Here is a 25,333-nt window from a genome sequence, read left to right on the forward strand (position 1 = left end):
GTGTCGCAAAGTGACCATACACACAGCCGGCCGGACCTTGTCGGGCAAGGTCCGGCCGAATGCGCGGTGTTGACGAGGCGAGTTGACCTGTCGCCTTGTGGTCACGGGCCGTCGGCGGGCCCGGCGCCCGACTAGCCGATCAGGGACTCCAGGTCCACGTGCGGCAGACCGTGCGCCTCGGCGACCTCCTTGTAAACCACCTTGCCGTCATGGGTGTTGAGGCCCCTGGCCAGCGCCGCGTCACGGCGCAGCGCCTCGGCCCAACCGCGATTGGCGAGTTCCACGATGTAGGGCAGGGTGGCGTTCGTCAGCGCGTAGGTGGAGGTGTTGGGCACCGCGCCCGGCATGTTGGCGACGCAGTAGAAGACCGACCCGTGGACCCGGAAGGTCGGCTCGGCGTGCGTGGTCGGGCGGGAGTCCTCGAAGCAGCCGCCCTGGTCGATCGCAATGTCGACAAGGACACTTCCGGGCTTCATCCGGGAGACCAGCTCGTTGGTGACCAGCTTCGGGGCCTTGGCCCCCGGGACGAGCACGGCACCGATGACGAGGTCGGCCTCGAGGCACGCCTTCTCCAGCTCGAAGGCGTTGGAGACGACCGTCTGGATCTTCGTACCGAAGATCTTGTCGGCCTCCTTGAGCTTGTTGATGTCCTTGTCGAGCAGGGTGACGTGGAAGCCCATGCCGATGGCGATCTGGGCGGCGTTCCAGCCGGAGACACCGCCGCCGACGACCACGGCCTTGCCGGCCGGCACGCCCGGGACGCCGCCGGGCAGCACACCGCGGCCGCCGGCGGCGCGCATCAGGTGGTAGGCGCCGACCTGCGGGGCCAGCCGGCCCGCGACCTCGGACATGGGCGCGAGCAGCGGCAGCGCACGGTTGGGCAGTTCCACGGTCTCGTACGCGATCGCCGTGGTGCCGGACTCCAGCAGCGCGTCCGTGCACTCCTTGGACGCGGCCAGGTGCAGATAGGTGAAGAGCGTCTGGTCCTTGCGCAGCCGGTGGTACTCCTCGGCGACGGGCTCCTTGACCTTCAGCAGCAGGTCGGCGGTGGCCCAGACCTCGTCCGCGGTCTCCAGGACCTGCGCCCCGGCCGCCACATACTCCTCGTCCGGGATCGAGGAGCCGACGCCGGCGTTCCGCTCGATGACCACCTGGTGGCCGTGGCGCACCAGTTCGTGCACGCCGGCGGGGGTGATGGCCACCCGGAACTCGTTGTTCTTGACCTCGCGGGGAATGCCGACCTTCACGTCGATCACGGTCCTTGACTCAGAGGGTTCTGGGGCTGTGCACGCCCAGGGCAGAGCACACCCGGTCATTGCATGTCTTACCCGGACACAGGGGAGCGCACCGGGAGACACCGCTGGAGAACCGGCGGCGGAGCCAGTCTAATGAAGGATTTCTAGCTGTCTAGCCTTCCATTACTTTAATCTTCGGCGGATGTACTACGGATTTCGCAGGCGTTAGGGCGATGTTCCGGGGTCGGTGCGCTCTCCTCGTAGTCGTCTCCCAGCATGCGCTCGGCCGCACCCCGGTGCAGCCGGGCGGCCGCAGGGTCGCCGAGGCGCTCCAGGGTGTCGGCCATCCGCAGCTGCAGCGCCGCCTGGAGCCGCGGGTCCTCCGCGCGCCGTGCCCACTCGACGGCCTGCCCGCAGGTCCCCAGCGACTCCTCGGGCCGGCCCGCGTACTCCTGGACCCTGGCCAGTTCGCTCAACGCCCGCGCGTGGGCGGCCACATCGCCGTTCCTGCGGTGCAGGGCGATCGCGGCGCGCCAGTTGCGCAGCGCCTCGCCGTAGCGGCCCGCGTAGGTGTGCACGGTGGCGATGCGGCCGTAGAGCCGGGCGGCGTCCGCGTCCTCGTCGCGGGCGAGCCGCTGGGCCAGGGCACGGCCGTACCAGTCGGCGGCCCGGTCGTAGTCCCCCATCTCCTGGTGGGTGCCGCCTACGGATTCCATTGCGCGGCCCGTCGCGTACGGGTCGTTCCCCTCGCGTCCGGCGTCCAGAGCGGCCCGGTAACGGGCCAGTGCCTCCGCCGTGCGGCCGGTCTGCGCGTCGAGGTCCGCGAGGTTCAGCAGGGCCGCCGCCCGCTCGCGGGGCAGGTCGCGCCGCTCGGCGATGTCGAGGACGAGCCGGTGGATGCCGTACAGCTCCGGCGCGGCGGCCCGGGTGCCGAAGTGCGCGACCATGGCCCTCACCAGCGCGGCCAGCAGACGCCGGGCCAGCGTGTCCAGCTGGCCGTCCAGGACCGCGAGCCGGGCCGCGGCCAGCAGCGCGGGCTGCCGCAGGCGCAGCCAGTCCTCCGCTGCCCGGGGGCTCGGGAAGCGCAGGGCCCGGGGCAGCGCGGCGAGCCGCTCGCGGGCCTGCGGGCTGTCGGTCTCGGTGATCACGCGGCACGACTGCAGCAGCCGCACGGTCCGCTCCAGCATCCGGGCACGGGCCAGTTGCAGCTCCCCGGGCCGGTCCTGGCTCTCGGCGAGGGCGCGCAGCATGGGCAGCAGACAGCCGGGGACCTCGTACTGCGGCAGCGGCGAGCCGAGGCGCCGCAGGAAGCCGAGGGCCGTCAGGTCGTCCAGGACGGCGCGGGCGTCCTCGACCGAGCAGCCGGCCAGCGCCGAGGCGGTGTGCGGGTCGGCGAGACCGGCGGGGGCGAGGGAGAGCAGACGCAGCACGCGCCGTGCGGCGGTCGGCAGCCCCGCGCAGGAGAACCGGAAGACACGGACCAGTGGGGGCCCGTCGTCCTCGGCCCGCAACTGCTTGGCGAGGTCGGCGACGGCGGCCTCGGGGCGGGCCGCCAGCCAGCCCCCGGCGAGGACGAGCGCGGCGGGCTGGCCCGCGCACTCCTCGACCAGCCCCTCGGCGGCCCGGGGGTCGACGGTGATGCGCACGGAGCCGGTGTGGTGGGTGAGCAGTTCCAGGGCGGACTTGGTGTCGAGGCCGCCGAGGGTGCAGGGGCGGACGTCCGCGATGCCGGTCAGGGGGCCTTCGGAGACGGCCACGGCGAGGCAGTCGGGCGAGTCCGGCAGCAGCATGTCGACCTGCTCGGCGGTCACCGCGTCGTCGAGCAGGAGCAGTACGCGGCGCCCGGCGAGGGCCTCGCGCAGGAGCTGCGCCAGGTCGTCCTCGTCGGCACCGGCCGGGGTGGGCAGGCCGAGGGCGGTCAGCAGTTCGCGCACGGTGCGCTCGACCGGTACGGGCGTGCCGTCCGGTTCGCTGAGGCGGGCGCGCAGCACGCCGTCCCGGTAACGGTCCGCAACCTGGCGCACCAACTCCTCGGCGAGCGCGGTGCGGCCGCAGCCGGGCCGGCCGGCAATGAGCAGCACCCGGGCGCGAGGCGCCTTGCGGCCGGAGATGGTGTCGAGCCCGGCGCGCTCGATGTCGGCGCGGAGTTCCTTCAACTCCCTTGTGCGCCCGAGGAAATGTTTCTCCGTGGCGGCGGGAGGCAGGTCGCTCCCCGGCAGCTCGCCGCCGCCTGTGTCCACCGCCTGATCCGTCACGGGCCACGCTCCCGTCCCACTGCGCACACGGGCCCGCCGGGCCTTGGGCGGGTCGTCGACCAGAGCCTAGTTCACGCTCTGCGACGATCCCGTCGGAGCAGGGCGGACACATCCCTCGATCGGATCAACTGATGGTAGGACCGGGAGGTGTGAAGGGAGGCGGTGAGCTCCACGCCGGGCGGGCGGCGCCGGTCTCAGGGCCTGTGCACAGGCCCTCAGGCCTCGAAGGGGCGCGCGGGCCACGGCGCCTCGGCCGGGCGCAGCGCGTCCAGTCCGTCCCCGTTCCGCGCGGCGACCAGTGAGAGGACACCCACCACCAGGCAGTTGTTGTGCAGATCGCCCCCGAGCACACCGCTCACCAGCTCCTGGACCGGGACCCGGGCCAGCTCCATGTCGGCCTCCTCGTCCTCGACCTCGAAGCGCTGCCCGTCGGCCTCCGACAGATCACGGGCCAGGAAGATGCGCACGGCCTCGTCGCAGCCGCCGGGCGTCGTGTAGACGTCCGTGAGCACGCGCCAGTCCTCGGCCTTGACATGCGCCTCCTCGTACAGCTCGCGCTGGGCGGCACGCAGCGGATTCTCGCCGGGGACGTCGAGCAGGCCGGCGGGGATCTCCCAGAGCTTCTGGCGCACGGGATGGCGGTACTGCCGGATGACCAGCACACGGTCCCGGTCGTCGAGGGCGAGGACGGCCACCGATCCGGGGTGCACCTGGTAGTCGCGGCGGGCGACCGTGCCGTCGGGCATGACCACGTCGTCGGTGCGGACGGAGGTCTTGTTGCCGACGAAGGGGTTCTCGCTCGCCCTGACCTCCCACTCCTCGGCCGTGTCCTTGATCGTCATGTCGCCCTGTTCCTCCCACGCCCTCGTACGCACCGGGGCACGCCTCCCGAGGGACGCGCACCCCGGCCACCGTACAGCTCCGTCGTCACTCGCCGTTCTTCCGCCGGACGGCCGCCTTGACCAGGCCGGCGAACAGCGGGTGCGGCCGGGTCGGGCGGGAGCGCAGCTCCGGGTGCGCCTGCGTCGCCACCAGGTAAGGGTGCACTTCGCGCGGGTACTCGACGTACTCCACGAGCTTGCCGTCGGGGGACGTGCCGGAGAACACGAGGCCCGCCTTCTTCTCCAGCTCGGCGCGGTAGGCGTTGTTCACCTCGTAGCGGTGGCGGTGGCGCTCCTCGACGTACTCCTTGCCGTCGTACACCTCGCGCACCAGGGAGCCCTCCGCCAGCTTGGCCGGGTACATGCCCAGGCGCATCGTCCCGCCCATGTCGCCCTCGCCCGCCACGATGTCGAGCTGCTCGGCCATGGTGGAGATCACGGGGTGGGCGGTGCCCGCGTCGAACTCGGTGGAGTTCGCGTCGGGGATGCCGGCGAGGTTGCGCGCGGCCTCGATCACGATGCACTGCAGGCCGAGGCAGAGCCCCAGCAGCGGGATCCTGTTCTCGCGGGCGTACTGGATGGCGCCGACCTTGCCCGCGACGCCGCGGTCGCCGAAGCCTCCCGGGATGCAGATCGCGTCCACGTCGGCCAACTGCTTCATGGCGCCCGCCGGCGTCTTGCAGTCGTCGGACGTGACCCACTTGATCTTGACCCGGGCCTTGTTGGCGAAGCCGCCCGCGCGCAGCGCCTCGGTCACCGACAGATAGGCGTCGGGCAGGTCGATGTACTTGCCGACGAGGGCGAGGGTGACCTCGACCCCGGGGTTGTGGACGCGGTCGAGCAGGTCGTCCCAGGTCGTCCAGTCCACGTCGCGGAAGGGGAGGTCGAGCTTGCGGACCACGTAGGCGTCCAGGCCCTCGGTGTGCACGACCTTCGGGATGTCGTAGATCGAACGGGCGTCGGGGCAGGCCACGACCGCGGCCTCGTCCACGTCGCACATCAGGGAGATCTTGCGCTTGATCGCGGTCGGCACCTCGCGGTCGCAGCGCAGGACGATGGCGTCCGGCTGGATGCCGATGTTGCGCAGCGCGGCCACGGAGTGCTGGGTCGGCTTGGTCTTCAGCTCGCCGGAGGGACCGATGTAGGGCAGCAGCGAGATGTGCACGACGAACACGTTGTCGCGGCCGACCTCGTGGCGGACCTGGCGGACGGTCTCCAGGAACGGCAGCGACTCGATGTCGCCCACCGTGCCGCCGACCTCCGTGATGACGACGTCCACCTCGTCGGTGGCCATGCGCCGGATGCGATGCTTGATCTCGTTGGTGATGTGCGGGATGACCTGCACCGTGTCGCCCAGGTACTCGCCGCGCCGCTCCTTGGCGATGACCGTCGAGTAGACCTGGCCGGTGGTGACGTTCGCGGAGCCGTCCAGATCGCGGTCGAGGAAGCGCTCGTAGTGGCCGATGTCCAGGTCCGTCTCGGCGCCGTCGTTGGTGACGAACACCTCACCGTGCTGGAAGGGGTTCATCGTGCCAGGATCGACATTCAGATACGGGTCGAGCTTCTGCATGACGACGCGCAGCCCCCGCGCCTTGAGCAGCATCCCGAGGCTGGAGGCGGTCAGGCCCTTGCCGAGCGAGGAGGCGACACCCCCGGTGACGAAGATGTGCTTGGTCGTCGTTGATTTGGGCGGCATGGCCAAGAGGGGGCTCCCGTGGTCGCGGTATGGGGTGCGATGCACATCACCCTCCGAAGGTCTCCGGGGGTGCCGTCGCTGCGGTTCGGGGGTTTCGTGCCCTCCGGTCCACGGGCTACCAGGGTATCAGCGCCGCGGCAGGGGCGCTCCCGGCCACGCTCCGCACACGTGTCACCACGTTTGCGCGACGGTCACCCGCGCCCCACTCGTTCGGACCAGTCTCGTTGCCCGGAGCGGCACGCGGATCCCCCACGTGCGTCGTATCCTGCTCGGACACTCACTGCCGAGCCGCTCCCGGAAAACGGCACCACCCCCGCACGTCGCCGGAACAACAAGGGCTCGTCATTGCGTTGAACATCGACTGCATCAATTTCGAATGGGTCGGTGGGCAACGTGTTTCTCACCCACCCCATGACCGCAAGACCGACCGCCCCTGCCAGGGCGACGTGGCCGTTCGACTGGAGTTGCATTGGCCGGGCGCATCGAAGACTACGCACTCATCGGAGACATGCAGACCGCGGCGCTGGTCTGCCGGGACGGCACCGTGGACTGGCTGTGCCTGCCCCGTTTCGACTCCCATGCCGTCTTCGCGGGACTGCTCGGTACGGAGGAGCACGGATTCTGGCGCCTGGGGCCGGCCCACGCGGCGGGCGCCCGGCCGCCGGCAGCGACCCGGCGGACCTACCGCGGTGAGTCCCTGATCCTGGAGTCCGAGTGGGACACCCCGCGCGGCACGGTCCGGATCACCGACTTCATGCCGCCCCGTGACGGCGCCCCGCAGCTGATCCGCATCGTGGAGGGCGTCACCGGCCGGGTGCCCATGCGGTCCGCGCTGCGGATGCGGTTCTCGTACGGGCGAGTGGTCCCCTGGGTGCACCGGCACGAGGAGCGCACGGTCGCCGTCGCCGGGCCCGACTCCGTGTGGTTCGACACCCGGACCGAGACCTACGGAAAGTCGCTGACCACGTACGCGGACTTCACGGTCGCGCCCGGTGACCGGATCGCGTTCACGATCTCGTGGCAGCCCTCGCACAAGGAGCCGCCGCCGCTGCCGGAGCCCGAGCAGTCGCTGGAGGCGACCGAGGACTTCTGGCGCGAGTGGGTGGAGCAGTGTACGTACCACGGCCCCTACCGCGAGGCGGTGATCCGCTCCCTGATCACCCTCAAGGCACTCACCTACGCGCCGACCGGCGGCATCGTGGCGGCGCCCACGACCTCGCTGCCCGAGGAGATCGGCGGTGTCCGCAACTGGGACTACCGCTACACATGGCTGCGCGACGCCGCCATCACCCTCTCCTCGCTGCTGCGCACCGGCTACCGCGAGGAGGCCCGCGCCTGGCGCGAGTGGCTGCTGCGCGCCGTGGCCGGCGACCCCGAGAACCTGCAGATCATGTACGGCATCGCCGGGGAACGGGAACTGGGCGAGGCGGAACTGGACTGGCTGCCCGGCTACGAGCAGTCGGCGCCGGTGCGCGTCGGCAACGGCGCCGCGCACCAGCTGCAGCTGGACGTGTACGGAGAGGTCACCGAGGCCCTGCACCTGGCCCATATGACCGGTCTGGCCCGCAACGACTACGCGGCCCTGCTCCAGCTCAAGCTGATCCGCTACCTGGAGCAGCACTGGGACGAGCCGGACGAGGGCATCTGGGAGGTGCGCGGACCGCGGCGCCACTTCGTGCACTCCAAGGTCATGGCCTGGGTCGCGGTCGACCGCACGATCAAGCTCATCGAGTCCGCGGACGCGGACGGCCCCCTGGAGAAGTGGCGCGAGCTGCGCGACGACATCCACCGGGACGTGTGCGAGAAGGGCTACGACAAGGAGCGCAACACCTTCACGCAGTCGTACGGGTCCAAGGAGCTGGACGCCTCGCTGCTGCTGATTCCGCAGATGGGCTTCCTGCCGCCGGACGACAAGCGCGTGATCGGCACCATCGAGGCGATCCAGCGCGAGCTGTCCACGCCGGACGGCTTCATCCTGCGCTACCCGACCTCAGGTGACGAGGAGGGCGTGGACGGGCTGCCGGGCGACGAGGGCGCGTTCCTCGCCTGCTCGTTCTGGATGGCCGACGACCTCGCGATGATCGGCCGGGTGGACGAGGCCCGCAAGCTCTTCGAGAAGCTGCTGGGGCTTCGCAACGACCTCGGCCTGCTCGCCGAGGAGTGGGACCCCCGGCTGCAGCGCCAGGTCGGCAACTTCCCGCAGGCCTTCAGCCATGTCCCGCTGATCGACACGGCACTGCGGCTGACGGCGTCCGGCGCCTACGGCGGCTGAGAGCGCGGACGGACGGCGCGTCGGCGTACGGGGCCAGGCACGGCCCGGTACGCCCGCCGGCGCGCGTGCAGGGCCTCGTACACCCGCTGAACGGGAACGGCACCCCGCGCCCGGCTAGTCTGAAGGCAGTCCTGTCCTCGGTTGGGAGGGGGCGGCTGCCGTGGCCCCCCTGTCGACGGCGGGCGCGGCGCTCGCCGCGCTCCGCGCGGACCTGGCGGGCGATGTCCTCGCCCCCGGTGATCCGGGCTACGACCTGGCCCGGACGGTCTTCAACGTGATGATCGACCGCCGTCCGGCGGTCATCGCGCAGTGCGCGGGCACGGCCGACGTCGTCCGGTCCGTGCGCTTCGCCCGCGACCTGGACCTGAAGATCGCCGTCCGCGGCGGCGGCCACTGTGTCGCGGGCATGGCGGTCAACGACAACGGCATGGTCGTGGACCTGCGCCGCATGCACCAGGTCACCGTCCGTCCCCGCGCCGCCTCGGCACGGGTCGAGGGCGGCGCCCCGACCGGCCAGCTGGACCGGGCCACCCAGCCGCACGCCCTGGCGACCACCGGCAGCCGCTACTCGGCGGCGGGGGTCGCCGGCTTCGTCCTCGGCGGCGGCAGCGGCGGCTGGCTGGACCGGGCCTTCGGACCGGCCGTCGACAACCTGCTCGAGGTGGAGCTGGTGACCGCGGACGCCACCGCCGTCCGCGCGAGTGCCGAGAGCGACCCCGAGCTGTTCTGGGCCCTGCACGGCGGCGGCGGGAACTTCGGCGTCGCCACCGCGCTCACGCTGGGGCTGCACGAGCTGCCCGAGTTCTGCGTGGCCCTGGTGCTGTTCCGGCCCGGGACGGGTCCGGAGGCGATCCGGGTGCAGCGGGACCTGATGGCCACCGGGCCGCGCGAGGCAGGCGGCACCGTGCTGTACCTGACCGGGCCGCCCGAGCCGTTCGTCCCCGGGCACCTGGTCGGGACGCTGCTGTGCGCGGTGGTGGTCACCTACGTCGGCCGACGGGCCGCCCTGCGCGAGCTGGTCCGGCCGCTGCTGGCGCTGCCGCACGAGGCCGCGGTCGTGGCCGCCGTGCCGTACGCCGACGTGCAGTGCATGCTCGACGATCCGCCCGGGCTGCGGAACCACTGCTGGACCTGGCATCTGACCGGCCTGCCCGACGAGCTGATCGACGCCTTCTGCGAGCGGGCGCGCACGATGCCCGTCCCCACGGCCTGCCGGCAGATGCTGTTCCCGCTCGGCGGCACGGCCGCCGCCGGACCGGGCGGGTATCCGGTCCCCCACCGGGGCGCGCTCTGGTCGGTGCAGACCTGCGGTGTCTGGGAGAACCCGGCGGACGACCGGCGGGTGCTGCGATGGGCCCGGGACCTGCGTGACGACGTCCGCCTCTGGCGCACCGGCGCGGTCCGCGTGAGCCTCGTCGGGGACGAGGGCAGGGACCGGGTGGTGGCGGGCCTCGGCACCGGGAACCTCAACCGCCTGGCGCGGGTCAAGCGCCGCTACGACCCGGACAACGTGTTCCGGTACAACCACAACATCGCGCCGGCCTGACCGGGGCCCACCAGGTGTGCTCGGGGCATCCACGCAGGTAGCGTCGCCGCATGGACAGCCGTTCGGACCCCCAGAGCACCCTGGACACCGGGATCACCGTGCAGCGGGCGCTGGAGCTGCCCGGACTGCGCAGCGGGCTGCCGGAGGTGGTGGCCGCCGCCGACCGGCTGCACCGCACGGTGCGCTGGGTGCACGCGGGCGAGGTCCCGAACATCGCCTCGCTGCTCAAGGGCGGCGAACTGCTCCTGACCACCGGGTACGGCCTGGGCACCCGCCCCGCCGACCAGCGCGCGTTCGTGCGGACGCTGGCCGAGCGGGGGATCGCCGCCCTGGTCGTGGAGCTGGGCCCGCGCTTCACCCGGCTGCCCGCGGCCCTGGTCGAGACGGCGCGGACGGCCGGGCTGCCGCTGGTGCAGCTGCATCGCGAGGTGCCGTTCGTCACGGTCACGGAGGAGATCCACACCGAGATCGTCAACGGCCACTACGCGCTGCTCCAGCGGGCCGAGGAGGTGCACCGGCGCTGTACCGAGGCGCTGCTGGGCGGGGGCGGAGTACCCCAGGTGCTGGGCATCCTGGCCGACTTCGGCGGCAATCCGGTGTTCCTGGAGACCGCCGACGGCCGGCTGCTGTACGCCGCCGGGTCCGGGCCCGCGGACACGGACCCGCTCCAGGTGTGGGAGGGCCTGCGCGGCCAGCACAAGGACACGCCCCCGGCCGGCACGACCCTGGTGGACGTGCCCGGCGGCGGGGCCGGCGCGGGTTCCGTACGGGCCCGGCTCGTGCTGCTGCCGGTCAGCGCGCCGGTGGCGCCGGTGCACCGGATCGCCGCCGAGCGGGCCGCGGGCATCCTCGCCGTGGTGCTGATGCAGGCCCGGCAGGAGGAGGAGCTGGCGGCGCGCGGACGCGGCGACTTCCTCACCGACCTCGCCGAGGGCCGCATCACCGCGGAGGACGCGCCCGCGCAGGCCCGGGTGCTGGGGTTCAAGCCGGGCAGGAGCCCGCTGCTGCCGGTGGTGATGCGACTGGCGGACGGCCTGTCCCCGGCCGGCGGCGGCTGGGCCGTGCTGGCGCGGGCGGTGGCCGAGGAGCTGAGCTCGGTGGGCGTGCCCGTCCTGCTCGGCGTACGACCGGTGGAGGGCCGGGTCCCGCTGCTGCTGGGCCTGCGCTCGGAGTCGGAGCGTTCCCCGGTCGCCGACCGGGTGGCCGCGGCGCTGCGGGCGGGCGTGGAGCGGGCCGGCATGCGGCGGCCGGGCGCGCCGCCGCCGGTCGTGGTGGTCGGCGTCGCGGGCGGCTGGGCGGCGGCCTCGGCGGGGCTGCGGCACGCGGCGGAGACGGCGACCGCGGCGCAGGGGCTCCCGGAGCGGCCCTGGTACGACGCCCGCCGCCTCGACATCGACCTCCTGCTGTGGCGGCTGCGCGACCACCCGGACCTGGCGGCCTTCGTGGACCGCGCGGTCGGCCCGCTCCTCGACCACGACCGCCGCTCCAGGCCGCCGCTGCTGCCCACCCTCGAGACGTATCTGGCGCACGCGGGCCGCAAGGCGGAGACGGCCCGCGAACTGCACCTGAACCGGCAGACCCTCTACAACCGGCTGGCCCGCATCGGTGAGTTGCTGGGCACGGACCTCGACGACCCGCAGACGGTGCTGGCCCTGGGCCTGGCGCTGCGGGCGCGCCGGCACGTGCCCTGAGCGCTCCGCGGGCAGTCCGGTGCGTCGTCCGCGGGTCCGCAACGCTCAGAGGACGGGCCGCACCTGGGTCAACTCGTCGTAGACGCTGAGGACCTGGGCCACGGTCTCGTCCTCGGTCGGCCAGCCGGCGGCCTGACGTGTGCCCTTGTCGCGCAGCAACCGGCGGCGGGCCGGGTCGTCCAGGAGCCGTACCACGGTGCGGGCCAGGGCCTCCGCGTCCCCGTAGGGGACGAGTTCGGCCGCGTCGCCGACCAGTTCCCTGATGCCGCCGACGTCGGTGGCCACGAGCGGCACGCGCGCGTGCAGGGCCTCCTGCGCGAGCACGGACCGGGACTCCCACGTGCTCGTCACCAGCGCGATCTCGGCGGCGGCGAGCAGGTCGGCCACGTCGTCGCGCCGCCCGAGCAGCCGCACGGGCAGTTCCTCGTCCTCGATGCGCCGCTGGAGCACCGTCCGCAGCGGCCCCTCCCCCGCGATCACGATCAGCGGCAGCGGGTCGAGGCGGCGCCAGGCGCGGGAGGCGTCGAGCAGCACGTCGTACCCGCGGTGCCGGTCGAGGGTGCCGACGGCCATGAGCAACGGGCGGCCGGTTGCGCCGAGTTCGGCGAGGATCTTGGGGTGGGTCCGGTCGGGGTCGTCGTGCTCGGCCGGGGTGCGGGGCGCCGGGAGCGAGACGGCGGCGAGCCGGGCGTCGCGGGCACCGCGGCGGCGGGCCCTGTCGACGAGGTCCGACGAGGTGCCCAGGACGACGGACGCCGCCCTGGCCACCCGCCGTTCGAGGAGGCGCACCAGATGGGCGCGGGCGCCCTCGGCGTGCACGCGGGTGTGCCAGGTGACGACGAGCGGGGTGTGCAGGCCGCCGAGCGCCAGCGCGGCACGCAGGCCCGCGTGCAGCCCGTGCGCATGGACCAGGTCCGCGTCACCGCAGGCGAGGCGGAGCGCGGCCAGGGAGGCGGGGTCCGTGCTGCGGGGCACGGGCACGTGCAGCGCGCCGACACCGGAGAACCCGTAGGCGCGTTCCGCCTCGGTGGGGGCGCACACGGTCACGCCGACGCCCCGGGCGACCAGGCCCGAGGCCAGTGACCGCACATGCGCGCTGCTGCCCGCGCTGCCGCCGCCGAGCACCTGCACGGTGCGCAGCGGCGGCCGGCCGTGCGGTGAGTGGCTGCTCGCAAGGCTCACGTGGCCGGGGCTCCTGGTTCGGCGTCTGGACGGTCACGAAGAAACGTACAGAAGGTTCGCGCGGTGGACTGGACCGCGCGAGGTGCTCGGCGGATGACTCAAGGATGCCAGGGCGCGCGGGTGTTGCGGCAACGGCGGGCGCGCGCGCCGACGGCGGACCGGGCGCCCGGAGGCGGACGCGGTCACTCACCCGGGTGAGGCATGTCGCGGATTCGGGTGGTACGCGAGACGGCTCATACCACCCCCCACGACCTGGCCACCTCGCTCATCTTCTCCCCGTACCCCTCCTACAGGTCCGCACGGGCCGTCGCCAGTAGTTCCTCTGCGTGTGCCCGGGCCGTCTCCGAGTCCTCCTGGCCCGCGAGCATCCGGGACAGTTCACGGATTCGGTCCTCGCCCTCCAGGGCCTTCACCCCGGAGCGTGTCACCGACCCGTCGTTCGTCTTCTCCACCAGCAGTTGCCGGTCGGCGAACGCCGCCACCTGGGGCAGGTGGGTGACGACCACCACCTGCGCCGTCTTCGCGAGGCGGGCGAGGCGGCGGCCGATCTCGACGGCCGCCTTGCCGCCCACGCCCGCGTCGACCTCGTCGAAGAGATAGGTCGGCACGGGGTCCGTGCCGGCGAACACGACCTCCACCGCGAGCATCACCCGCGACAGCTCACCGCCGGACGCGCCCTTGGCGACGGGCCGTGGCGGCGCGCCGGGGTGGGGCGCGAGGAGCAGTTCCACCTCGTCGGCGCCCGACGGCCCGTGGGCGACCGTGCGCCCGCCGACCTCCACGCCGTCGGGGTCCTCCGTCTGCCGGATCGCAAACGACACGCGCGCGTGCGGCATCGCGAGGGAGGCCAGCTCGGCGGTGACGGCGGCGGCGAACCGCTCGGCGGCCTCCGTCCGCGCGTCCGTCAGCTCCTGGGCGAGAGCACCCAGTTCGCCGCGCAGCGCATCCCGCTCGGCGGTCAGCTCCCCGATCCGCCCGTCGTCACCGTCGAGTTCGGTCAGCCGCGCGGCGCTGTGCTCGGCCCACGCCAGCACGGCGCCCACGTCCTCGCCGTACTTCCGCGTGAGCGCGTTGAGGGCGGCCCGCCGCTCCTCGACCGCCGCCAGCCGCAGCGGATCGGCGTCCAGGTCGTCGGCGTACCCGGCGAGCTCCCCCGCCACATCACCCAGCAGGATCCCGATCTCCCCGATCCGGTCGGCGAGTCCTGCCAGCACCGGGTCGTGCGAGCGTACGGCTTCCAGGGCCCGGTGCGCGCCGGCGACGAGCGTGGCCGCGTCGACGCCCTCGGGATCCTCCGGATTGCCCGCCAGCGCCGCGTGCGCGGCCGTCGCCGCCGACGCGAGCGCCTCCGCGTGCCCGAGCCGCTCCGCCTCCTCGGCCAGTTCCGCGTCCTCGCCCGCCCGCGGCTCCACGGCGGCGATCTCGTCGAGCCCGAAGCGCAGCATGTCGGCTTCCTGGGCCCGTTCCCGGGCTCGCGCGGTGATCTCCTCCAGTTCGGTGGTGACCGTCCGCAGCCGCCGGTACGCCTCCCCGTACTTGGCGAGCGGTACCGCGACGGCGTCGCCGGCGTACCGGTCGAGCGCCTGCCGCTGCCGGGACAGCTTGAGCAGTCCCTGCTGGTCGGTCTGCCCGTGCACGGCGACCAGTTCGTCGGCCAGTTCCGCGAGCATGCCCACGGGCACGGAGCGCCCGCCCAGGTGGGCCCGCGAGCGGCCCTCGGCGGAGACGGTACGGCTGATGAGCAGCGCGCCGTCGTCGAGTTCGGCCCCGGCCTCCTCGGCGCGGACGGCGGCGGGGGCGCCCTCGGGCATGGCGATCCGCCCCTCCACGACCGCGTTCTTCGCACCGATCCGTACGAGCGCCGGGTCGGCGCGGCCGCCGAGCAGCAGGCCGAGACTGGTGACGACCATGGTCTTGCCCGCGCCCGTCTCACCGGTCACGGCGGTGAAGCCGGGCGACAGCTCGACGACCGCGTCGTCGATGACTCCGAGCGACCGTATCCGCATCTCCTCCAACACGGACACGACCTTACGAGGTCGGGGCGCAGATGTGCGACGGCCCCCGGCCCGCAGCTGCGAAGCGGCAGGTGACAGAAAGGCGCCGAGGGCCCAAATCACCCCCGGGAGGGACGCCTGGCGCGGCGCCGTGCCCCCGGGACGGTCAGTGCGGACGCCCGCGCCATCCCGACACGGGCAGCGCGAACTTGGCCACCAGCCGGTCCGTGAACGACGCGTGGTGCAGCCGCGCCAGCCGCACCGGCACCGCGCCCCGCCGCACCTCGACCCGCGCCCCCTGCGGCAGCTCCACCATGCGCCGTCCGTCGCACCACAGCACCCCGTGCGAGGTGTCGGGCTGCACCTCCACCGCGAGCACGGAGTCCGGCGAGGTCACCAGCGGCTTGGCGAACAGCGCGTGCGCGCTGATCGGCACCATGAGCAGCGCCTCCACCTCCGGCCACACCACCGGCCCGCCCGCGGAGAAGGCGTACGCGGTCGAGCCGGTGGGGGTGGCGCACACGATGCCGTCGCAGCCGAACCCGGTCACCGGCCGCCCGTCGATCTCCAGGACGACCTCCAGGAGCTTCTCGGCGGACACCTTCTGCACGGCCGCCTCGTTCAGCGCCCAGTCGGTGTGCACGATGTCGCCGTTCTTGTGCACGACGACGTCGACGGTCATGCGCTCCTCGACCTCGTACGCCTTCATCACCACCCGGTCGACGACCCGGTCGAGGTCGTCGCGCTCGGCCTCGGCGAGGAAGCCGACGCTTCCGAGGTTGACGCCGAGCATCGGCACCCCGGAGGCGCGGGCGAACTCGGCGCCGCGCAGCAGGGTGCCGTCACCGCCGAGCACGATCAGCAGCTCGCAGCCGTCGAGGCACTGCGGTGTGGCCTCCTTGACGAGTTCCACGGTGTCCGGCAGGGGCAGGTCGGCGGCCTCCGCCGCCAGCACGCGCACGTTGATCCCGCAGTGCTGCAGGCCCTTGACCACCAGCTCGGCGCTGCGGACGGCCGCGGGCCGCCCGGTGTGGGCGAGCAGGAAAACAGTACGAACTCGGTTCTGAGTCAACGCGGCCCCTCCGCCACTGCACGGTCAACATCGGCCGGGTCCAGTGCGGGTGCGCCGGCTCGCAGCCACAGAAAGTACTCGACGTTGCCCGAGGGTCCGGGCAGTGGACTCGCGGTCACGCCCTTCACCCCGAGCCCCAGTTCCGCGGCCCGTTCGGCGACCCCGCACACCGCCTCGGCACGCAGCTGCGGGCTGCGGACGACACCGCCGCTGCCCAGCCGCTCCTTGCCCACTTCGAACTGCGGCTTGACCATCACCACCAGGTCGGAATCCGGTTTCGTGCACCGCACCAGGGCGGGCAGCACCAGTCCGAGCGGGATGAAGGACAGATCCCCCACGACTAGATCCACAGGCTCCCCATCGATCGCTTCGAGCGTCAACTCGCGTACGTTCGTACGATCCTTGACGGTGACGCGTTCATCGTTGCGGAGAGTCCACGCGAGCTGTCCGTAGCCGACGTCCACGGCGACGACGTGCGCGGCGCCCGCCCGCAGCAGCACGTCGGTGAAGCCTCCCGTGGACGCGCCGGCGTCGAGGGCCCGCCGCCCCTCGACCGCGAGGCCCTGCGGCACGAAGACCGTCAGGGCGCCGGCGAGCTTGTGGCCGCCGCGTGAGACGTAGTCGGGGTCGCTGTCGTCGCCGGCGACCACGATCGCGGCCGCGGTCTCCACCTGCGTGGCGGGCTTGGTCGCGACGGTCTTGCCGACGGTGACCCGGCCCGCGGCGATCAGCTGGGCGGCCTGCTCCCGTGAGCGTGCCAGCTTCCGGCGGACCAGTTCCGCGTCGAGACGTCGGCGTGCGGCTCCTGCCACGTTCGGTTCAGCTCCTGCGGTCGTACGGTGATCGGAAGTGCGGCCCAAAGGGTCTCATCAGGGGGCGGGGGCCGGCGCAGCGGCGGGCGCCGCAGGCCCCGGGCGGGCGTCCAGGGAGGTCAGCGTGTCGCGCAGCCCCCGATGCACATCCTCGTACACCTCGACGTGCCCGTCGGTGGCGAGGTGGTCGGCGTCGGTCAGCCGCTCCAGCCAGGCGTCGACGTCCGCGTTGCCGGTGGGGGTCCGGGGCACGCCCAGGGGCGCGGGCGCGGCGGGGCCGTGCTCCGGCTCGTACACGGAGTCGGCCGGAGCGTCCGGCTCCGCCACCACTGCTTCCGCCGGGATCCCGGCCCCGGGCACAGAGTCGCTCATGCCCCGACGCTACCGCGAAGGGCTGGGGTACCGTCGCTGACGATGGCGACGATCGAGGAGTGCCGCAGGGCACTCGACAAGCTCTCGGACAACCTGGCGGGCGCCCACGGGGACGTCCGCGCCGCCGCGGCGCTGGACCGCTCGCTCAGCTGCCGCATCACGGACCTGGACATCACCTTCGTCGGCCGCCTCAGGGACGGCCGGATCGAGGTGCTGGACACGATCCAGGGGCCGCCGCGCGAGAGGGCCCAGATCAGGCTGATGATGGCCGGCGACGATCTGGTGGCGATGGTCGACGGCGATCTGCACTTCGCGAAGGCGTGGGGGGCGGGCCGGGTGCGGCTGGAGGCGGGCCTCCTGGATCTGTTCCGCCTGCGGAAGCTGCTGTAGCCACCTCGCGCGCCCTGGGCGCCCGCCAGGGCGTCTTCCGGGTCAGGGCGTCTTCCGGGTCAAGGCGTCTTCCGAGTCAGGGCGTCTTCCGGGTCACCGCGCGCGGGCGGGCCCCGCGCGCGGCCGGCACCACCAGCGGTGAGCCGGTCTCCGGGTCCTCGATGACCCGGCAGCGCAGCCCGAAGACCTCCTCGACCAGCTCGGCGGTGACGATGTCGCCCGGGGCGCCCTCGGCGACGACCTCTCCGCCGCGCAGCGCGATGAGGTGGGTGGCGTACCGGGCGGCGTGGTTGAGGTCGTGCAGGACCGCGACCAGGGTGCGCCCCTCCTCCTCGTGCAGTTCGGCGCACAGGTCCAGCACGTCGATCTGGTGCTGGATGTCGAGGTAGGTGGTCGGCTCGTCCAGCAGCAGCAGCGGGGTCTGCTGGGCGAGCGCCATGGCGATCCACACGCGCTGCCGCTGCCCGCCGGAGAGTTCGTCGACGTGGCGGTCGGCCAGGTCGGCGACGCCGGTGCGCGCCATCGACTCCCGCACGACCCGTTCGTCGTCCCTCGACCACTGGCGCAGGATCCCCTGGTGCGGATAGCGGCCGCGGCTGACGAGGTCCCCGACGGTGATCCCGTCGGGCGCGATCGAGGACTGCGGCAGCAGTCCCAGGGTCCGCGCGACCTGCTTGGCCGGCATCGACCGGATGACCCGCCCGTCGAGCAGCACCCGCCCCCGGGCCGGTGTGAGCATGCGGGACAGCGCGCGCAGCAGTGTGGACTTGCCGCAGGCGTTCGGGCCCACGATCACGGTGAAGGAGCGGTCGGGGATCCGCACGGACAGCCCCTCGGCGATCACACGCCGGTCGTAGGCGAGGGTGACGTGGTCGGCGGCGAGACGGTGCACGGGGCTCCTGGTGTCGATGATGTCCGTGTCCGTGGCGTCCGTGTCCTTCGTGTCCGTGTCTTTGCCGTCCATGTCCTTGGTCTCCATGTCGCTCACATCCGTCGTGTCGTCGGCGTCCGTGTCCCTCCGCGCCCCCGCCGTCGGCGTCCATGTCGTGGGCGTGGGCGTCTGTCTCGTAGGCGTCTGTCTCGTAGGCGTCTGTCTCGTAGGCGTCCGGCCTGGTTCGCCGACGGCGCTCACAGACGGCCCGCCCGGCGTTCGGTGACCAGCAGCCACAGCAGGTAGACGCCGCCGAGGACCCCGGTGACCACGCCGACGGGCAGCTGGTCCGCACCGAAGACCCGCTGTGCGGCCCAGTCCGCGACGACCAGCAGGGTGGCGCCCATGGCCATGGAGGCCCCCAGGTTCGGTCCGGGCACGGGGCCGCCTCCGGCGCCCTCGAGGCGGCGCGGGAGGCTGAGCCGGCGGGCCAGCTGAGGGGCGGTGAGTGCCACGAAGCCGACCGGGCCCGCGGCGGCCGTGGCGCCGGCGGTGAGAAGCACCGCGCACACCATCAGCAGCAGCCGTACGCGCTCGACGCGCACCCCGAGGGCGTACGAGACGTCGTCGCCCATCTCCATGGTCCGCAGGGCACGCGCATGGCCGAGGACGAGCGGCACGAGCACGGCGCACAGCGCCAGCAGCGGCCACACCTGGTCCCAGCCGCGGCCGCCCAGGGAACCGGTCGTCCACAGGACGGCACGGGCCGCGTCGACGAGGTCCGCCCGGGTCAGCAGGTACCCGTTGACCGCCGTGACGACCGCGGAGAGTCCGATGCCGACGAGGACCAGCCGGTACCCGTGCACGCCCCGCTTCCAGGCCGCGAGGTACAGGGCGGCCCCCGTCGCCAGACCGCCGGCGAGCGCCCCGGCCGCGACCTGCGCGGCGCTCCCGGAGAACAGCACGATCACCACGAGTGCCCCCGCCGTCGAACCCTGTCCGAGGCCGAGGACATCCGGGCTGCCCAGCGGATTGCGGGTCAGGGACTGGAACAGTGCCCCGCCGAGCCCCAGCGAGGACCCGACCAGCAGCCCGACGAGGACGCGCGGCAGCCGCAGCTCGGTGACGACGAACTCCTGGCCCGCGCTGCCATGGCCGGCCAGTGCCCTGACGACGTCCTTCGCGGGGATCGGGAAGTCCCCGGTGCCGATCAGCAGGACGCTCGCGGTGAGCGCGGTGGCCAGGAGCAGGGCGACGACCGCGAGGGCGCGCAGGTCGATCCGGACGGACAGGCCGCCCCGGACGCGCAGGACGGGGGTGCGGGGGATCTTCACAGCTGCGCCGTCCTGCGTCGGCGTACGAGGAGGACGAAGAGCGGGCCGCCGATGACCGCGGTCACGATGCCGACCTGCAGCTCGGCGGGCCGGGCGACGACGCGGCCCACGACATCGGCGCCCAGCAGCAGCACGGGCGACAGGACGGCCGCGTACGGCAGGATCCAGCGCAGATCGGGGCCGGTGAAGGACCGTACCGCGTGCGGGACCATCAGCCCGACGAAGACGATCGGCCCGCAGGCGGCGGTCGCCGCCCCGCACAGGACGGTGGCGGCGGCCATGGCCAGGGCGCGGGTGCGGCCCAGGTGGGCGCCCAGGGCGCGGGCGGTGTCGTCGCCCATCGCCACCGCGTTCAGGGGCCGGGCGAGGGCCAGCGCGAGGACCGTGCCGGCCAGGAGGAACGGCAGGACCTGGCTGATGGTCGCGTCGGTGGCCGACGCCAGCGAGCCGACCGTCCAGAAGCGCATCGTGCCGAGCGCCGCGTCATCCGTGATCATCACGGCCTGGAGATAGCCGTAGAGCGCGGCGCTGATCGCGGTGCCGGCGAGCGCGAGCCGCACCGGTGTGGCGCCGCGGCCGCCGCCGAGGAACCACACCAGGGTCCCGACGGCGGCGGCGCCCAGGAAGGCGAACCAGACGTAACCGCTGAGGCTGGTGACGCCGAACCAGGTGAGGGCGGTGACGACGGCGGCGGACGCGCCCGCGTTGATGCCGAGCAGGCCGGGGTCGGCCAGCGGATTGCGGGTGAGCGCCTGGAGGACGGCGCCGGAGAGGCCGAGCGCGGCCCCGGCGAGCAGTCCGAGGGACGTGCGCGACAACCGGTCGCCGACGACGATGTCGGCGTACGTCCCCGAGTCGTGCGCCAGGCCGTGCCAGACCTGGGCCGGCGAGAGATCCTTGGCCCCGATCGCGACGCTCGCCAGCGCGACCAGCGTAAGGATCAGCGCCGAGGCCAGGAGCCCGAGGGGCCGTGCCGCCCGGTGGATCGGAGGCGCGGCGCCCGTGCCCGCGCATGGTTCGGTGGGAGCGTCAACCAACACGAAGTTAGGTTAGCCTACCCTTGCCCGCGAGGTGGTGCCCGTGGCCGCCGTACGGCTCACAACCCCAGTCGCGCCAGCGCCTTGCCCCCGTCCAGCGTGCAGGAGCCGTCGCCCGCCACCGTCCAGGCCGCCGCGCACAGCGCCCGCAGCCCGTCCAGGGCCTCACCCTCCCCCTCCAGTTGCAGCCGCTGCGCGCCCGCGGCCGCCGTCCAGCCACCGCACCGGAAACCGCCGCCGGCCGCGGCCACCTCCGGCTGCCCGGCCAGCAGCCCGCGCAGGTCCGCGTCGACGTACGTCGGCCGGTGGTGCGGCGCGGCGGCGAGCAGTCGGGCCCCGTCCGTCACCCCCGTGAGGACGAGCAGCGAGTCGACGTCGCCGTTGAACGCGCCCTCGATGTCCGTGTCCAGCCGGTCCCCGACGACCAGCGGCCGCTCGGCGCCGGTCCGCAGAACCGTCTCCCGGTGCATCGGCGGCAGCGGCTTGCCCGCCACCCGCGGCTCCGCGCCGGTCGCCAGGCGTACCACCTCCACGGCCGCGCCGTTGCCCGGCGCGATCCCCCGCGCACTCGGGATCGTCACATCGGTGTTGGACGCGAACCACGGCACCCCGCGCGCGACGGCGTAGGACGCCTCCGCGAACCGCCCCCAGGGAAGCTCCGGCCCGCCGTACCCCTGTGCGACCGCCACCGGGTCGTCGTCGGCCGACTCGACGGGTTCCAGCCCCCGCTCCCGCAGCGCGGCACGCAGCCCCTCACCGCCGACGACCAGCACGCGCCCTCCGGCCGGCACCTCCTCGCTGATGAGCCTGGCGACCGCCTGCGCCGATGTGACCACGTCCGAGGCATGGGCCGGTATCCCCAGTTCCGTGAGGTGCGCGGCCACCGCCTCCGGGGTGCGCAGGGCGTTGTTCGTGACGTACGCCAGATGCATCCCGGCCGCGCGGGCGGCGCCGAGCGAGTCCACGGCGTGCGCGATCGCGTTCCCTCCCGCATACACCACCCCGTCCAGGTCGAGCAGGGCCGTGTCGTACGCCTCGCTCAGGGGCCGCACGCTGGCCTCGGGCCGCGTCCTGACGGTCTGGCTCATTGTGCATCGCTCCTCGTTCGCTCGCTTTCCCCGATCATCGCGCATGGCATCGGCGCACTTACCATGCATCAATGAAGACTGCAGGTCCCAGGGACGTACCGACGCGCATGGGCCTCGACCTGACCCCTTTCCGGGGCCTGCGCTACAACCCCGACCGCGTCCGCAGCCTCGCCGCGGTCACCTCCCCGCCCTACGACGTCGTCGTACGGCCCGACGGGCTGCACCACCTGGAGTCGGCCGATCCGCACAACATCGTCCGCCTGATCCTCCCGCAGGCGCCCACCCCCGCTGCGCGCAACGAACAGGCCGCACACACCCTGCACCGCTGGCTCGCCGAAGGCGTGCTGACCGCCGACTCCGAGCCCGGCTTCTACGTCTACGAGCAGCGCGGCGACGGACTCCTGCAACGCGGCGTCATCGGCGCCCTGCGGGTGTCCGAGCCCTCGGCCGGCGTCGTGCTGCCCCACGAGGACGTCATGCCGCACATCGTCGCCGACCGCGCGGCCCTGATGCGTGCAACCCGCGCCAACCTCGAACCCCTGCTGCTCACCTACCGCGGCGACGGGCCCGGGACCGGCGCGACGGCCGTCATCGAGCGCACCTCCGGGCGCTCCCCGCTGGTGTGCACGACGACGGAGGACGGATTCGACCACCGCCTCTGGGCGGTCACGGATCCGGCCGAGATCAGCGAGGTCCAGAGGGATCTGACCCGGCACCAGGCGATGATCGCCGACGGCCACCACCGCTGGGCGACGTATCTGCGGCTGCGCGCGGAGCACGCCTCCCCCAGCCCCTGGGACTACGGCCTGGTCCTCCTGGTGGACACCGCCCGCTACCCCCTGCGGGTGCGCGCCATCCACCGCCTCCTGCACCGTCTGCCGGTGGCCGACGCGCTGTCCACGCTCACGGGTCTGTTCCGGGTGCGCGACCTGCGCGTCCCTCTCGCCGACGCACTGGACGCGCTGGCCGAGGCGGCCCGCGCCGGCAACGCCTTCCTGCTCGCCGGCGACGGTGCCTTCCACCTCGTCGACCAGCCGTCCCCGGACCTGCTGGCCCGTACGGTTCCGGCTGACCGCCCGGATGCCTGGCGCACGTTGGACGCGACGGTCCTGCACGCCGCGCTCCTGGAGGAGGTCTGGCACATCCCTGACTCTCCCGAGCACATCGCGTACATCCACGACACGGCCGCCACGGTCGAGAAGGCGGAGCGCGACGGGGGCACGGCCGTTCTGCTGCATCCGGTCCGCGAGGACGTCGTGCGCGAACTGGCCCGGCAGGGCGTCACGATGCCGCGGAAGTCGACGTCGTTCGGCCCGAAGCCGGCGTCAGGGCTGGTGCTGCGCGCCCTGACGCCTCCCGACGCGCTCTGAGTGCGGTGAACGGCCCCGGGGTCAGCCCTTCTCGTCCTCGGAGCCGCCGTCGGTGCCGTCCTCGTCACCCGTGCTCTCGTCGAGCGCGTCGACGAACTCCACGCCGTCCAGTTCGGCGAGCCGGTCCGAGGCGTCCGTAGTGCCGTCCTTGTCCGACTCGACGGCCTTGGCGAACCACTCGCGCGCCTCGCTCTCCCGTTCGGCGGCGAGCAACGCGTCGGCGTACGCGTACCGCAGCCGCGCGGTCCACGGCTGGACGGAGTTCGAGGCCAGCTCCGGGCTCTGCAGCGTCACGATGGCGGCGTCGAGCTGCCCCATGTCCCGCCGTGCGCCGGCCGCCACCAGCCGCATCTCGACCTGGCCTGCCTTGTCGAGCTTCTGCACCTCGGGCGCACCGGCCATGTCCAGCGCCTTCTCGGGCCGGCCGAGACCCCGCTCGCAGTCGGCCATGACCGGCCACAGGTCGAGGTTCCCGGTCATGCGCCGAGCGGCACGGAACTCCGCGAGCGCCTCCCCGTACTTCTGGCTGGCGTAGGCGGCGAAACCGGCCGCCTCACGCACCGCGGCGACACGGGACGCGAGACGCAGCGCCACCTTCGAGTACCCGTACGCGCCTTCGGGGTCCTCGTCGATGAGCCGGGCGACCATCACCAGGTTCTTGGCGACGTCGTCGGCGAGCGTCTTGGGCAGGCTCTGCAGTTCCTGCCGCACATCCTTGTCGATCTCCTCGCCCGTGACGTCCTCCGGGATCGGCAGCCGCTTGATCGGCTCGCGGTCGCGCTCCCGCTCCTCACGGAACTGGCCGCCACCGCGTCGGTCGTCGCGGCCACGGAAGCCACCAGGACGGCTGCCGCGCTCCTCTCGACGGGGGCCACGCGCACCACGCTCGTCCCGTCCACGGAAGCCGCCGCGGTCACCGCGGCTGTCGTCGCGTCCACGGGCACCGCGGTCGTCCCGCCGGAAGCCGCGGTCACGGTCGTCGTCCCGGCGCCCGTATCCCCCTCGGTCGTCACGGCGGAAGCCACCGCGCTCGTCACCGCGACGGTCGTCACGCCGGTCGTCGCGACGGTCGTCACGGCGGCCGTACCCACCGCGCTGGTCGTCACGGCGCGCGTATCCGCCACGGTCGTCCCTGCGATCGTCGCGACGGTCGTCACGACGGAACCCACGATCCCGGTCATCATCACGACGCGGATACCCGCCACGGTCGTCACGGCGGTCATCACGACGGAACCCACGGTCCCGGTCGTCGTCACGGCGCACGTGCCCGCCACGGTCGTCACGACGGTCATCGCGGCGGAAAGCGGGGCGGTCGCCGTCGCGGCGGAAGCCGCGGTCGCGATCGTCACGGCGGGGACCGGTCGGCCGGTCGTCGCGCCGGAAGCCGGGGCGTCCACCGCGGTCACGGTCGTCACGACGGTCGTCACGGCGGAACCCGCGGTCACGGTCGTCATCGCGGCGTCCGTACCCACCGCGGTCGTCACGGCGGAAGCCACCGCGATCGTCGCCGCCTCGGCCGTCACGGCGGTCGTCACGACGGTCGTCACGACGGAAGCCACCGCGATTGTCGCCGCCTCGGTCGTCACGACGGAAGCCACCGCGATCGTCGCTGCCTCGGTCGTCACGGCGGTCGTCACGGCGGAAGCCACCGCGATCGTCGCTGCCTCGGTCGTCACGGCGGCCATACCCACCCCGGTCACCGTAGCCACCACGGTCGTCGCTGCGACGCGGACCCCCGCGATAGCCCCCGCGGTCACCGCTGTCCCGCCGGCGCTGGTCGCGCGCAGGACGCTCGTCGGGAGAGTTGGTGGACATCGGTGACTCCTGTCTTCGGTACCGCAAGTCATTCTCGCTCACCCGGGTACCCGGGTGAGCTCCGGGAAAAAGAAAAGGACCCTTGGTCCCAGCAAGTCGCTGGGACCAAGGGTCCTCCAAAGATTGTTCGGCGGTGTCCTACTCTCCCACAGGGTCCCCCCTGCAGTACCATCGGCGCTGTAAGGCTTAGCTTCCGGGTTCGGAATGTAACCGGGCGTTTCCCTCACGCTATGACCACCGAAACCCTAATGGTTTCGAGCGAACAAGCACACTCTTCAATTGTGTGTTCAGCTCAAAGCCGGCAACGGTTCGTTGCCTCAGAACTAACACAGTGGACGCGAGCAACTGAGGACAAGCCCTCGGCCTATTAGTACCGGTCACCTCCACCTGTTACCAGGCTTCCAGATCCGGCCTATCAAC

20 protein-coding genes and 1 rRNA gene are annotated in these 25,333 nt (G+C 73.0%); 5 read left to right on the plus strand and 16 right to left on the minus strand.

All coding sequences use genetic code 11. From position 1 onward, the window contains the following. Positions 1 to 131 precede the first annotated feature (131 nt). The 4 genes from ald to ACFYMU_RS11375 form a co-directional block, all read right to left on the minus strand. Complete coding sequence (gene ald, locus ACFYMU_RS11360) at positions 132 to 1,256, minus strand: alanine dehydrogenase (RefSeq protein ID WP_388371337.1); 1,125 nt, start codon at positions 1,254 to 1,256, stop codon at positions 132 to 134. A 167-nt stretch (positions 1,257 to 1,423) separates the two neighbouring features. Beyond that, positions 1,424 to 3,490 (minus strand): tetratricopeptide repeat protein, encoded by a 2,067-nt coding sequence (locus ACFYMU_RS11365; protein ID WP_388371340.1) that lies wholly within the window; start codon positions 3,488 to 3,490, stop codon positions 1,424 to 1,426. Between the two features lie 215 nt (positions 3,491 to 3,705). Continuing rightward, the gene (locus tag ACFYMU_RS11370; protein ID WP_388371342.1) at positions 3,706 to 4,332 is read right to left on the minus strand and encodes an NUDIX domain-containing protein; all 627 of its coding nucleotides are present in this window, start codon (positions 4,330 to 4,332) and stop codon (positions 3,706 to 3,708) included. Positions 4,333 to 4,417: 85 nt separating this feature from the next. Next, entirely contained in the window at positions 4,418 to 6,067 is a 1,650-nt protein-coding gene (locus ACFYMU_RS11375) for a CTP synthase (RefSeq protein WP_388371344.1), read from the minus strand. A 469-nt stretch (positions 6,068 to 6,536) separates the two neighbouring features. Here ACFYMU_RS11375 and ACFYMU_RS11380 point away from each other — a divergent pair, with 469 nt between their 5' ends. The 3 genes from ACFYMU_RS11380 to ACFYMU_RS11390 all read left to right on the plus strand — a co-directional run bounded on the left by ACFYMU_RS11380 (position 6,537) and on the right by ACFYMU_RS11390 (position 11,576). Further along, positions 6,537 to 8,339, plus strand: coding sequence for a glycoside hydrolase family 15 protein (locus ACFYMU_RS11380; protein ID WP_388371346.1), 1,803 nt, complete (start codon positions 6,537 to 6,539; stop codon positions 8,337 to 8,339). A 160-nt stretch (positions 8,340 to 8,499) separates the two neighbouring features. After that, entirely contained in the window at positions 8,500 to 9,885 is a 1,386-nt protein-coding gene (locus ACFYMU_RS11385) for an FAD-binding oxidoreductase (RefSeq protein WP_388371349.1), read from the plus strand. A gap of 50 nt (positions 9,886 to 9,935) precedes the next feature. Then, positions 9,936 to 11,576, plus strand: a complete 1,641-nt coding sequence (locus ACFYMU_RS11390; protein WP_388371351.1) for a PucR family transcriptional regulator — start codon at positions 9,936 to 9,938, stop codon at positions 11,574 to 11,576. 45 nt (positions 11,577 to 11,621) lie between these two features. Here the strand turns inward: ACFYMU_RS11390 and ACFYMU_RS11395 are convergent, their stop codons facing one another. From ACFYMU_RS11395 to ACFYMU_RS11415, 5 genes are all read right to left on the minus strand, one after another. Continuing rightward, a complete protein-coding gene (locus tag ACFYMU_RS11395) occupies positions 11,622 to 12,758 on the minus strand; it encodes a glycosyltransferase family 4 protein (RefSeq protein ID WP_388371354.1) in 1,137 nt (378 codons plus the stop codon). A gap of 287 nt (positions 12,759 to 13,045) precedes the next feature. Beyond that, the gene (gene recN / locus ACFYMU_RS11400) at positions 13,046 to 14,764 is read right to left on the minus strand and encodes a DNA repair protein RecN (protein WP_388371409.1); all 1,719 of its coding nucleotides are present in this window, start codon (positions 14,762 to 14,764) and stop codon (positions 13,046 to 13,048) included. Between the two features lie 154 nt (positions 14,765 to 14,918). Then, on the minus strand, positions 14,919 to 15,824 hold the full coding sequence (locus ACFYMU_RS11405; RefSeq protein WP_388371356.1) for an NAD kinase: 906 nt from the start codon (positions 15,822 to 15,824) through the stop codon (positions 14,919 to 14,921). Further along, complete coding sequence (locus ACFYMU_RS11410) at positions 15,821 to 16,636, minus strand: TlyA family RNA methyltransferase (RefSeq protein WP_388371359.1); 816 nt, start codon at positions 16,634 to 16,636, stop codon at positions 15,821 to 15,823. Before ACFYMU_RS11410 ends, ACFYMU_RS11405 begins: the two co-directional genes overlap by 4 nt. A gap of 57 nt (positions 16,637 to 16,693) precedes the next feature. Further along, the gene (locus ACFYMU_RS11415; RefSeq protein ID WP_388371362.1) at positions 16,694 to 17,008 is read right to left on the minus strand and encodes a hypothetical protein; all 315 of its coding nucleotides are present in this window, start codon (positions 17,006 to 17,008) and stop codon (positions 16,694 to 16,696) included. Between the two features lie 42 nt (positions 17,009 to 17,050). On the opposite strand from ACFYMU_RS11415, the gene ACFYMU_RS11420 reads away from it, so the two are divergent. Beyond that, complete coding sequence (locus tag ACFYMU_RS11420) at positions 17,051 to 17,398, plus strand: sterol-binding protein (protein WP_388371364.1); 348 nt, start codon at positions 17,051 to 17,053, stop codon at positions 17,396 to 17,398. A 76-nt stretch (positions 17,399 to 17,474) separates the two neighbouring features. Here ACFYMU_RS11420 and ACFYMU_RS11425 read toward each other — a convergent pair whose 3' ends face one another. The 4 genes from ACFYMU_RS11425 to ACFYMU_RS11440 form a co-directional block, all read right to left on the minus strand. Beyond that, entirely contained in the window at positions 17,475 to 18,362 is an 888-nt protein-coding gene (locus tag ACFYMU_RS11425; protein WP_388371411.1) for an ABC transporter ATP-binding protein, read from the minus strand. A 164-nt stretch (positions 18,363 to 18,526) separates the two neighbouring features. Next, entirely contained in the window at positions 18,527 to 19,603 is a 1,077-nt protein-coding gene (locus tag ACFYMU_RS11430; protein ID WP_388371366.1) for a FecCD family ABC transporter permease, read from the minus strand. Further along, on the minus strand, positions 19,600 to 20,643 hold the full coding sequence (locus ACFYMU_RS11435) for a FecCD family ABC transporter permease (RefSeq protein ID WP_388371369.1): 1,044 nt from the start codon (positions 20,641 to 20,643) through the stop codon (positions 19,600 to 19,602). The genes ACFYMU_RS11430 and ACFYMU_RS11435 overlap by 4 nt, the downstream gene beginning before the upstream one ends. A gap of 56 nt (positions 20,644 to 20,699) precedes the next feature. Beyond that, the gene (locus ACFYMU_RS11440) at positions 20,700 to 21,728 is read right to left on the minus strand and encodes an HAD hydrolase-like protein (RefSeq protein ID WP_388371371.1); all 1,029 of its coding nucleotides are present in this window, start codon (positions 21,726 to 21,728) and stop codon (positions 20,700 to 20,702) included. A 71-nt stretch (positions 21,729 to 21,799) separates the two neighbouring features. Between ACFYMU_RS11440 and ACFYMU_RS11445 the strand changes: the two genes are divergently transcribed. Further along, positions 21,800 to 23,098 (plus strand): DUF1015 family protein, encoded by a 1,299-nt coding sequence (locus tag ACFYMU_RS11445; protein WP_388371374.1) that lies wholly within the window; start codon positions 21,800 to 21,802, stop codon positions 23,096 to 23,098. A 21-nt stretch (positions 23,099 to 23,119) separates the two neighbouring features. Here the strand turns inward: ACFYMU_RS11445 and ACFYMU_RS11450 are convergent, their stop codons facing one another. The 3 genes from ACFYMU_RS11450 to rrf form a co-directional block, all read right to left on the minus strand. Continuing rightward, the gene (locus ACFYMU_RS11450; RefSeq protein WP_388371414.1) at positions 23,120 to 23,854 is read right to left on the minus strand and encodes a hypothetical protein; all 735 of its coding nucleotides are present in this window, start codon (positions 23,852 to 23,854) and stop codon (positions 23,120 to 23,122) included. Beyond that, positions 23,746 to 24,783, minus strand: a complete 1,038-nt coding sequence (locus tag ACFYMU_RS11455) for a hypothetical protein (protein WP_388371417.1) — start codon at positions 24,781 to 24,783, stop codon at positions 23,746 to 23,748. Before ACFYMU_RS11455 ends, ACFYMU_RS11450 begins: the two co-directional genes overlap by 109 nt. A 255-nt stretch (positions 24,784 to 25,038) precedes the next feature. Next, positions 25,039 to 25,155 (minus strand): 5S ribosomal RNA (gene rrf, locus ACFYMU_RS11460). Positions 25,156 to 25,333 lie beyond the last annotated feature (178 nt).

It is taken from the genome of Streptomyces sp. NPDC007264 (assembly GCF_042869095.1).
In the GTDB taxonomy this organism is placed as follows: Bacteria; Actinomycetota; Actinomycetes; order Streptomycetales; family Streptomycetaceae; genus Streptomyces.

Bases quoted from the DNA above. Each gene is read 5' to 3' on its own strand.
- ACFYMU_RS11370 (WP_388371342.1), bottom strand. From the start codon at position 4,332: ATGACGATCAAGGACACGGCCGAGGAGTGGGAGGTCAGGGCGAGCGAG.
- ACFYMU_RS11375 (WP_388371344.1), bottom strand. From the start codon at position 6,067: ATGCCGCCCAAATCAACGACGACCAAGCACATCTTCGTCACCGGGGGT.
- ACFYMU_RS11390 (WP_388371351.1), top strand. From the start codon at position 9,936: ATGGACAGCCGTTCGGACCCCCAGAGCACCCTGGACACCGGGATCACC.
- recN (WP_388371409.1), bottom strand. From the start codon at position 14,764: ATGCGGATACGGTCGCTCGGAGTCATCGACGACGCGGTCGTCGAGCTG.
- ACFYMU_RS11415 (WP_388371362.1), bottom strand. From the start codon at position 17,008: ATGAGCGACTCTGTGCCCGGGGCCGGGATCCCGGCGGAAGCAGTGGTG.
- ACFYMU_RS11420 (WP_388371364.1), top strand. From the start codon at position 17,051: ATGGCGACGATCGAGGAGTGCCGCAGGGCACTCGACAAGCTCTCGGAC.
- ACFYMU_RS11425 (WP_388371411.1), bottom strand. From the start codon at position 18,362: ATGGACGGCAAAGACACGGACACGAAGGACACGGACGCCACGGACACG.
- ACFYMU_RS11440 (WP_388371371.1), bottom strand. From the start codon at position 21,728: ATGAGCCAGACCGTCAGGACGCGGCCCGAGGCCAGCGTGCGGCCCCTG.
- ACFYMU_RS11445 (WP_388371374.1), top strand. From the start codon at position 21,800: ATGAAGACTGCAGGTCCCAGGGACGTACCGACGCGCATGGGCCTCGAC.
- ACFYMU_RS11455 (WP_388371417.1), bottom strand. From the start codon at position 24,783: ATGGCCGCCGTGACGACCGAGGCAGCGACGATCGCGGTGGCTTCCGCC.